Source organism: Acidilobus sp. (assembly GCF_049973875.1).
Taxonomy (GTDB): Archaea; Thermoproteota; Thermoprotei_A; order Sulfolobales; family Acidilobaceae; genus Acidilobus.
In genome coordinates this window covers 1-9,861 of the sequence record NZ_JBMFJI010000031.1, presented here as the reverse complement: position 1 = coordinate 9,861, position 9,861 = coordinate 1, and the positions used below count along the sequence as shown (strand labels likewise).

Genomic DNA, 9,861 nt, shown 5'->3' with positions numbered 1-9,861 from the left:
GACAACAAGCTGGACGGCCTAGCCTTCACGGGCTCCAAGGAGGTGGGCCAGAGGCTGCTGAAGCAGTTCATAAACATAAGGCCGAGGCCGGCCCTGCTGGAGCTGGGAGGCAAGAACGCCATAATAGTGACGGCCAAGGCAGACCTTAACAAGGCGGTCGAGGGCGTCTTCAGGGGGGCCTTCGGCTTTGGGGCCCAGAAGTGCTCTGCCACCGCCAGGGTCTTCGTTGAGGCCCCGGTTTACGACAAGTTCGTGGAGATGCTCGTGGATAGGGTCAAGAAGGCCGTCATAGGCGACCCAAGGAGGAGGGAGACGTTCCTCGGGCCAATAATAAACAAGGCCGCCGTGGAGAAGTACAAGAGGTTCATAGAGCAGGTCAAGAGGGAGGGCGGGAGGATACTAGTAGGGGGCCGCGTCATTGAGGAGGAGAAGAGCTACCTGGTGGAGCCCACCGTGGTCGTGGACCTGCCTTACACCAGCGACCTCTGGAAGATAGAGCTCTTCGTGCCGATACTGCTAGTTATGAAGGTGAACAGCCTGGAAGAGGCGATAAGGTACGCAAACGACGTGGACTACGGCCTGACGGCCGGAATATTCTCGGAGGACCAGAAGGAGGTCCAGTACTTCTTTGATAACATAGAGGCCGGCGTCACCTACGCCAACAGGGTGGTGGGCTCCACCACCGGCGCGATGCCCGGCGTGCAGCCCTTCGGAGGCTGGAAGGGCTCGGGCTGGACGGGCAGGAACGCCGGAGGGCCGTACTACCTGCTCTCGTTCATGAGGGAGCAGGCCAGGACCTGGTACGACTGAAGCCAAAAAGGGACCTTTTAACTTCGCTTTGTTTCGTCTCTTCTCTTTAGTGTCTGAGATACTTTGACGACAGGTAGTCCAGGAGCCTCTGGGCGTTGTACTCCTCCCCGAGCTGCCTCCTCAGCAGCTCCTTCGGGGCGTAGGTGGCCCCGTACCTGTGCACCAGGTCCCTCAGGAACGACTTTATCGCGTCAAAGTCGCCCTTAGCGACGTAGCTGTATATGTCCCCCGCGCGCGAGCTGAACGCGAAGTACATCATGGAGGCCACTATGTTTCCCAGCGTGTACGTCGGGAAGTAGCCTATGGTCCCGTGGGCCCAGTGCACGTCCTGGAGTATGCCCTCGGCGTCGTTCTTTGGCCTCACGCCTATCAGCTTCTCGCTCTCGTCGTTCCACATCTCGGGCAGCTCGTCAACCTTGACCTCGCCGTTTATCATGGGCTGCTCCAGCTCGAACCTCAGGAGTATGTGCAGGTTATAAGTGACCTCGTCGGCCTCGGTCCTTATGAGGCTCGGCCTCACGGTGGCGAAGTACCTGTAGAGGTCGTCCTCGCTTATGCCCTTGGTCAGCCCGAGCTCCTGGTCAAGCACGGGCTTTATGAGGGAGGCGAAGGCCCTGCTCCTGCCTATGACGTTCTCCCAGAACCTGCTCTGGCCCTCGTGAACCCCCAGGCTCACGCCAGACCCTATGGGGGTCATGGCCAGCTCGGGGTCGACCTGGAGCTCGTAGGTGGCGTGGCCGAACTCGTGAACCACGCTGAACAGGCTCCTCTTGAAGTCAAAGCCCTCGTACCTGGTGGTTATCCTGACGTCGTTGATCCCCATGTTGGTTGTGAACGGGTGTGGGCTCACGTCAAGCCTCGCCCTGTCCTGGGGGAACTTGAGTAGCTCCAGGACCCTCTGGTTGACCCTCCTCATGGCCTCCTCCTGGTACTTGGCCTCCTCCAGGGGGCTGGGCACGGTGTAGTAGCCGTCACTGACGACCTTGTCGAGCAGCCCCCTGAGGCCAGGGCCAAGGACGTCGAAGACGGCCTTCACGTCCCTGGTCCTCAGGCCCTCCTCGTACAGGTCAAGCAGGGCGTCGTAGGGCACCTCCTCGTAGCCCAGCTTCTCCGCCATCTGCCTGTTCAGGTCTATGAGCTTCTGGAGGTACGGCTTGAACGCGCTGAAGTCGGACCTCCTCTTGGCCTCGCTCCAGGCCACGAAGGCCTCGGACGAGGTCTTGGCCATCTCGTAGGTCAGGCTCGGGGGCACCTTCCTGGCTATCCTCAGCTCCCTGTCGACTACCCTGACGACCCCCCTCTCGTAGTCGTTGAGGTTCTCCTGGGCCTTGGCCCTCTCTACTAGGGAGACGAACTGGTCGCTCAGGAGCAGCTCCTGGTACAGGGCCCTAAGCTCGGCGGTGGCCACAGCCCTCTCCTCGACGCCCTTAGGCGGCATGTAGGTCTCCTCGTCCCACCCCATGAGTGACATGGCGTGGTTCAGGGCCCACAGCCTCCTGTACTTCTCAATAAGCTCCTTTATGACAGGATTCTCAAACTTAGGCAAGGCGGACCCCAGCTCTAGGAGCGGTGCGGGATATAAATGGTTAGCACCTTCACCCCTTGGACCCCAGCCTCTCCTCCTCCACTATGTTCACAGCGACCCCGGCGCTCCTGTAGGCCTCAGGCCTGGAGCGCGCGAGCCACGCGGTGTAGCCTATGGAGAACGCCAGCAGCGCGACGCCCACAATTACCGCCTGAGTCACTGGGAACTGAGGCGGCCATATGGACTCGACGAGCACGAACGCGAATATGGCTGTTGCCAGCGCCGGCAGGAAGTAGTGGAGGAGCGGGTGCACCACCTTGTTGAGCCCGAAGTGCCTCTCCCCGAGCCTCCTGAACATAACCATGACTGCGGTGTTGTTTATGAAGTGGGCCGTTATGAAGCCCACGAGGGCTATGGTGGTGAGGAAGTCAAAGGCGTTGCCCAGCGCGGTGACTACACTCTGCGAGGTGGCGGGCAGCGTGAGCATGGCCAGCGGGCTGACGCCGCTGTAGTAGCCAACTATGAAGGCTGACGCCACGGCAGCAATGCTCGAGGCCACCCCCACTAACAGCAGCGACTTGCTCGGGGTCACCCACCTGGGGTGCACGTATGAGAAGAACTTCGGGAGTATGCCGTCCCTCCCCATGGCGAAGTAGACCCTGCCCGCGTTTGACTGCATGGCGACGCTGTCTGAGAAGGCTGAGTTGAAGGCTAAGAGGGCAAGCACGAGGCCGCCGGCTATGCCCAGGTACTCGGTGTAAACTATTATGCCAGGTATGGCGCTGCTCGCGAAGGAGGTCAGCCTGTCGGTCCCCCACCCCACGGTGAGGCCGTAGGCCACCTCTGTCAGCACGACCCCAACTATGAGCACCCCGAGCACAAGTGCCTTGGTTATGTCCCTGCTCCTCCTCACCTCCTCGCCCAGCGGGGCGGAGCCCCCGTAGCCTATGAAGCTCGTGAGCCCAAATATCATGCCCAGCCCCAGGGCGGCCATGGGTCCCCCGTAGGCCTTCCAGTGGGGCCCGTATATCGCCTGCCAGGCGAAGGGGTCGAAGACCTTCCACGTGTTGTCTGGCGCCCTGAGTATTATTATGAGGGAGGTGATTGCCAGAAAGCTGACCTCAGTAAGGGCAGCGTACCTGAGGAACTTCATCTAGGGCCTTATGCCAACCGCGGCCAGCGCTATGGGGACCATTATGAAGACCACTATAAAGGGGAGCCAAATCCACCCAGGGAGGCTCCACCCAGGGAGGCTGACGCCCCAGAAGTAGTGGACGACGCCGGGCAGCACCACTCCGGCGACGTAAACTGGTATGGCCGCCGTGCTAGCTACCTGGTAGACCGGGTACATGAGCCCAGTCACTATGGCTGGGAAGGGCCCGAAGGCTGTGGCGACGTAGCCGTAGTAGCCCCCTGCGCTGGCGTGCCTCCTCGAGAGGTGGTAGAGCGTGTTGACCTCTATGAACATTGTCAGCGTGGCCAGGAGGAAGGCCAGGGGCGTCAGGACGAAGGCGAACGCCGCCGCGGACGTTATGAACGCCACGGTGTCGCACGCGGGCGCCATGGCAGCTATCTCCTGGGCTACGGCCTCAAGGGTTCCCACCACCCCCCTCCTAAGCCTTGGGACTGCCCTGGCTGCGCGGGGCTTTTCCTTGCCCTGAGCTAAGCTCGAGTCCCTCGCCGGCAGCTGGGCGCGGAACTTGTGCATAAAAACCTTTGTATTTTCAAAATAGTGTGCACAAGGAGCGTACTGGCTAAAGCCCTTATCCCTTGGGGCCCGGGGGCAGCGGGGCTGCGGGTTGAAGGTCAACGTTATGTACGGCGGCGAGCTGGCCTCCATGGCAGGGGTCAGCAGGGAGACCGTGGAGCTCCAGGAGGGCTCGACGCTGTCGGACCTGCTGGCTTATATTGAGAGGGCCCACGGCAGGAGGCTCCTGGAGGCCCTGGGCAACAGGCTTCTCCTACTGGTCAACGGCAGGTCCGTCAAGCCCTCCGAGGTGAGCAGCCTGAGGCTCTCCGAGGGCGACTTCGTCTCGCTCCTGCCCCCGATCCTCGGGGGCCTGCGTGGGCGTACAGTTTAGCCGCGTTTATTTTTCAGGAACTTTATATTAAACTAAATGAAAGCTAAGCTTTTATAAGAAGCTTTATACAGCGCAGCATGGGAAGTGGGATAAGTTGGCAAGGACAGGGCTGGTCCTGTGGTTTGAGGAGGCCGATTGGAAGGACAAGAAGCTCCTCGGCGGCAAGGGCGCCTCGCTAGCCCAGATGACCCAGATAGGCCTTCCCGTGCCACCGGGGTTCATAATAACCACAGAGGCCTGCCGCAAGTTCTACTCCTCCAGGAAGGCGGAGATGGACGAGCTTGAGAGGCAGCTCAAGGGCAACCCGCCGCCCGCGGTTAGGGATGAGATAATAAAGAGGATATGGGCCCTGATAGACCAGTGCGACCTGCCCGCAGGCCTAATGGAGGACGTCAGGGAGCACATGCAGGAGCTGGAGAGGAGGACGGGCAAGAGGTTCGGCTCGGCCGAGGGCATACCACTCCTTGTCTCGGTCAGGTCGGGCGCGGCGCTGTCAATGCCCGGCATGATGGACACGGTGCTCAACCTGGGACTTAACGACAACAGCGTCCAGGCCCTGGCAAAGGCTACAAACAACGAGTGGTTCGCGTACGACGCCTACAGGAGGTTCATACAGATGTTCGCCAGGATCGTGCTGGCCCTGGACGAGAAGCCGTTCAACGAGGCCTTCGACAGGAAGAGCGAGCAGTTCGCCAGGGAGGCGGAGACCACTTACAAGGACGAGCTTGAAGCCATAAGGAAGCTCTACCCTGAGTACACGCCAAGGCTGGACGCCCAGCCGCCGAAGGACATAGCGCCCAGGCTGTGGGCCCGCTCGCTGGAGCTCATAAAGGAGCTGGTGGGCGAGTACAAGGACCTAGTAAGGAAGATGTGGGGCGAGTTCCCGCAGGACCCGTACGTGCAGCTAGAGCTTGCCATAAGGGCTGTGTTCAGGTCCTGGATGAACCCCAGGGCGATATTCTACAGGATAGCGAACAACATAACCCCTGACATGGCTGACTGCACCGCTGTGAACGTAGTGACCATGGTCTTCGGCAACATGGGCTGGGACTCGGGCACGGGCGTCTACTTCACCAGGGACCAGTCCACCGGCGAGGACAGGCCCTACGGCGAGTTCCTGCCCAACGCCCAGGGCGAGGACGTCGTGGCAGGCATAAGGACCCCGCTGGGCCTCGACGAGCTCAAGAAGAGGATGCCGGAGGTCTACAACCAGCTCATAGAGGCGGGCAAGAAGCTCGAGCAGGTGAACAAGGACGTCATGGACATAGAGTTCACGGTGGAGAGGGGCAAGCTGTACTTCCTGCAGAACAGGCCCGCAAAGATGACCCCGCTGGCCAGGGTCAGGAGCGCTGTTGAGATGGTGAAGGAGGGGCTGCTGACAAAGGAGGAGGCGCTGCTCAAGGTTGACCCGGAGCAGGTTAGGAGGCTGCTCTACCCGACCATAGACCCCAAGGTTAAGGCCACGCCCATAGCCAAGGGGCTGCCGGCGTCCCCAGGCGCCGCGAGCGGCCAGGTGGTCTTCAACCCTGACGACGCCGTCGAGTGGGCCAAGCAGGGCAAGAAGGTCATACTGGTCAGGGTTGAGACCAAGCCGGACGACGTCCACGGCTTCTACGCCGCCCAGGGCGTGCTGACCTCAAGGGGAGGCATGACGTCGCACGCGGCCATAGTGGCCAGGGCCATAGGCAAGCCGGCCGTCGTCGGCGCAGAGGCCATAAAGATAGACTACGAGTCCAAGACTTTCACTGTGAACGGCGTCACGGTGAAGGAGGGCGACTGGATAACCATAGACGGCAACAGCGGCTCCGTCTACCTCGGCGAGCTGCCGACCGTGACTCCGGAGCTCGGAGGGTGGCTTGACGAGCTGCTGAGGTGGGCTGACGAGGAGAGGAGGCTGGGCGTCAGGGCTAACGCCGACGTGCCGGAGGACGCCATGATGGCCAAGAAGTTCGGCGCAGAGGGCATAGGGCTGCTGAGGATAGAGAGGATGTTCAGGAAGCCGGAGAGGCTGGAGGCCCTGAGGAGGGTCATACTGTCAGCTGACGACAAGGAGAGGGAGGCCCACATGAAGGAGCTCGCTGACATGATAAAGCCTGACTTCAAGGAGATGCTGGACATAATGGACGGCAAGCCCGTGGTCATAAGGCTCATAGACCCGCCGCTCCACGAGTTCCTGCCCTCAAGCGAGGAGCTGCTGGCGCAGATCTACGACCTCAGGGAGCAGAGGGAGAGGGCCCAGGCCTCCGGCGACGCCGCCAAGGTTAAGGAGCTTGACCAGAAGATAGCTGAGCTCCAGGACCTCTACAACAGGGTCAAGGTACTGCAGGAGGCCAACCCAATGATGGGCCACAGGGGAGTGAGGGTGGGGGTCACCTACCCTGTGATATACTACTACCTGACCAGGGCAATGGCCGAGGCGGCGGCGGAGCTCATAAAGGAGGGCAAGCACCCAGTGCTTGAGATAATGGTGCCGCAGGTATCCGACGTGAACGAGATAAGGTTCGTCAAGAACAACGCCATACTGCCGGCCCTCAGCGACGTTGAGAAGGAGTACGGCGTCAAGCTTAACGTGAAGATAGGCACCATGATAGAGACCGTGAGGGCCGCCCTGACGGCCAGCGAGATAGCCAAGGAGGTGGACTTCTTCAGCTTTGGAACCAACGACCTGACCCAGGCCACCTTCAGCTTCAGCAGGGACGACGTTGAGAACAAGTTCATGAACCAGTACCTAGAGAAGGGCATACTGGCCAACGACCCGTTCGACACGGTCGACGTGAAGGGCGTCGGGAGGCTCGTGGAGATAGCCACCAAGGAGGGCAAGGAGGCCAACCCCAAGCTAGAGGTCGGCGTCTGCGGCGAGCACGGCGGCGACCCGGCGTCAATTAACTTCTTCCACGGGGCTGGAGTCGACTACGTGAGCGCCTCGCCGTTCAGGGTGCCCGTGGCCAGGCTGGCCGCCGCGCAGGCAGCGATAAAGGAGAAGCTGGGCATCAAGGGAGCCGTAGGCGAGTGAGCGACCCCTTACTCCCCTCCTTCATTTTTATAACATGCCCTCCTCCTGTTCGGGGCGGGATGCAGGTTGAGGGCCTCAGCCGTAGCAGCAGTCCTTCTGCTGGCAGCGCTCATGGCAATAGCGCCGGCCATGGCTGAGTGCGGGCCCGCCATATCTGGCGGCGAGGCGGCCTTCGTTTACGCCGAGAGGGCCTACCACAGCTACCTCTTCGCGAACCTGAGCTACGACAGTGAGCTCAACGAGCTCATGGTAAACGCCTCCTACGCGAACAGCACGGCCTGCAGCTCGCTGACGTCAAGGGCTAAGGCCCTCGAGGCTCAGGGCCCGCTGATCCTCGCCAGGGCAAGGTCGAGCTTCTGGAGGCTCATGGGCTCCGTCATAGCCTCAGTTATAGCGCTCTCGCTCGGCGCCTTCGCCTCAGTCAGGTACGGCAGGAGGCTCACCTGGAGGCTCTGGATGTACGCTCACAGGAACTACAAGGTGGTCCTCAGGGAGGGCCCCAGGAGGGAGGCCAGGCCCAGCGAGGCGGGCCCCGAGAGGTTCCCGCTCTACGTGGCTGGGCTCTTCATAGTGCTCGCAGTAGGCCTGTCAGGGGCGACCCTGGCCCAGCTCTACTGGAGGCCCGGCCCCTTCAGCGTCATAGCGCTCCTCAACAGTGACCTGGAGATAGGCGACTACCCCCAGGAGCTGCTGCCCAACTCCACCGTGACGCTCTACGTGCTCATAAAGAACGAGATGAACGACGTCATGCTTTACCAGGTCAGGGTCGGCGTGCTCAACGCCTCCCTGCCCCCAGGGCCATCGTCGCTTAACGAGTCCATAAGCGGCTACGACCTGTACATGGTCATACCCTCGGGCCACAACGCCACGGCCCCCATAATACTGAGGGCCCCCGCGAGGCCGGGGCAGTACAAGCTGCTGCTACTGCTCTACTACTATAATGTGAGCACCGGGAGCTTCTACTACTCGGGCCTGTTCAACCAGCTCTACTTCAACGTGACCGGCTAGGACGCCTCATGAGCAGGAGCACGGCAACCAGCAGGACGGCCCCCAGGGACGCGGCCACGGCGAGGTTCCTGTAGCCCGCCGACGCCGCGGCCCTTCCCCTCTGGGGCTGGGCTGCGTGGGCCTGCTGCACCGGGGCTATGTAGGGCCTCGAGGAGGGGGTCGCTATGGAGCGCTGCGGGGTCCAGCCGGTTATCCTGGCTATCTGGTACTGGCCCCCGACGGAGCCTATGGTTGAGTAGCTTGAGGTGTAGTTCGAGCCCGGCCCAAGCACGAGCTTGCCCACGCTGGAGTACCTGAGGTAGAGCCTGCTGTTGATGAGGACCACCTCGTTGGCGCTCACGTAGTTCATGGTGACGACGCTGTCATATATTATGAGCTCGCCCTCGACGTCGTCAAACTCAAGGCCGAGGGTGCTGTTGCGTATGTAGTTCTCGCCCTCGAAGTAGCTCCATGTTATGTTGCCCCTGTAGCCCTCCACGGTGACGTTGTTAAACATGGCGCCGCTTGTCTCGAAGGGGAACGTCAGGGCCTCGTTGGCGTAGTAGGCCACCCTGCCCTCTATTACTGAGGCCTGCGAGTACGTCAGCACGTTGCCGAAGGGGCTGACCCCGGTGACCACTATGTACCACTCCTCCCCCTTGCCAACCTCGAAGGGGCTCACGTTGCCTATGGAGCTCGGCCCGGGAAGGTACGCCTGGCCCACCCAGAGGCCAAGGGTCGAGTTGTAGTAAAGGGGCACCTCCACCTGCTGGCTCGCGTTCTCGTAGAGCTGCCTTAGGCTGGCCGGCACTATGGTGGCCGAGAAGAGGCCGTACCTGACCGGGGTCCCGTTCTGGTACGTTATCCTGGCCTCTATGGTGACCCTCCCGCCGCCCTCAACTATGGGCGGCAGCGCGGCCACCTCAGCGCTCAGGGGCTGCCCCACGTATATCATGTCAACCCCGTAGCCCTCCACAAGGCCGCCCAGCGTGGTGGAGTTGTAGGAGGCGTTGAGCAGCACCCAGTAGAGGCCTGGCTGGGCCTGCCTGGGCACCTGGAGGAGGCCATAGTAGAGGCCGGAGCCCGTCAGGGGCGCCTGCGAGGAGGCCACGTCGTCGCCAGCTGGGCTCACCAGGCTGACCGTTACGTTGGAGCCGTAGAGTATTGCGTCGAAGAGGTCAAGCCCGGTCTGGGACGACACCAGGGCCGTGGTCTCTATGGGCGGCACCGGGACCCCTTCAACTATTACATAGCCCCCCTCGGGCACGGCGCCTGGCATGGAGAGGACCTGGGGGAACAGGAGGAAGAGCTGCATGAGGTCGCCCATGTATATGGGCGTCAGGCCGTAGGCCTGGCCTGACAGCTTGATTATGTAGTAGCCCGGCGGGGCCGTGAAGTTTATGCTCGAGGTCCCCAGCGTTACGGGCTGCGAGTAAACTTCAGCG

General features: G+C 61.6%; 5 protein-coding genes and 2 pseudogenes. 4 read left to right on the top strand and 3 right to left on the bottom strand.

From position 1 onward, the window contains the following. The coding region (locus ACP5H1_RS07460) for an aldehyde dehydrogenase family protein (RefSeq protein WP_427973621.1) at window positions 1–810 on the top strand (810 nt) is incomplete at its 5' end. A 46-nt stretch (window positions 811–856) separates the two neighbouring features. Here ACP5H1_RS07460 and ACP5H1_RS07455 read toward each other — a convergent pair. Beyond that, window positions 857–2,356: a carboxypeptidase M32 gene (locus ACP5H1_RS07455; protein ID WP_427973618.1), complete on the bottom strand. Its 1,500-nt coding sequence runs from the start codon at window positions 2,354–2,356 to the stop codon at window positions 857–859. A gap of 49 nt (window positions 2,357–2,405) precedes the next feature. Further along, window positions 2,406–3,899 (bottom strand): annotated as a pseudogene (locus tag ACP5H1_RS07450) (APC family permease). Window positions 3,900–4,134: 235 nt separating this feature from the next. On the opposite strand from ACP5H1_RS07450, the gene ACP5H1_RS07445 reads away from it, so the two are divergent. The 3 genes from ACP5H1_RS07445 to ACP5H1_RS07435 all read left to right on the top strand — a co-directional run bounded on the left by ACP5H1_RS07445 (window position 4,135) and on the right by ACP5H1_RS07435 (window position 8,437). Continuing rightward, a complete protein-coding gene (locus ACP5H1_RS07445; RefSeq protein WP_427973615.1) occupies window positions 4,135–4,416 on the top strand; it encodes a MoaD/ThiS family protein in 282 nt (93 codons plus the stop codon). A 94-nt stretch (window positions 4,417–4,510) separates the two neighbouring features. Beyond that, complete coding sequence (gene ppdK / locus ACP5H1_RS07440) at window positions 4,511–7,429, top strand: pyruvate, phosphate dikinase (RefSeq protein ID WP_427973613.1); 2,919 nt, start codon at window positions 4,511–4,513, stop codon at window positions 7,427–7,429. Between the two features lie 66 nt (window positions 7,430–7,495). Next, window positions 7,496–8,437, top strand: a complete 942-nt coding sequence (locus ACP5H1_RS07435) for a hypothetical protein (protein ID WP_427973611.1) — start codon at window positions 7,496–7,498, stop codon at window positions 8,435–8,437. Here ACP5H1_RS07435 and ACP5H1_RS07430 read toward each other — a convergent pair. Next, window positions 8,421–9,861, bottom strand: a pseudogene (locus tag ACP5H1_RS07430) (protease related protein); the annotation flags it as partial. The gene ACP5H1_RS07435 and the pseudogene ACP5H1_RS07430 sit on opposite strands and share 17 nt — an antisense overlap.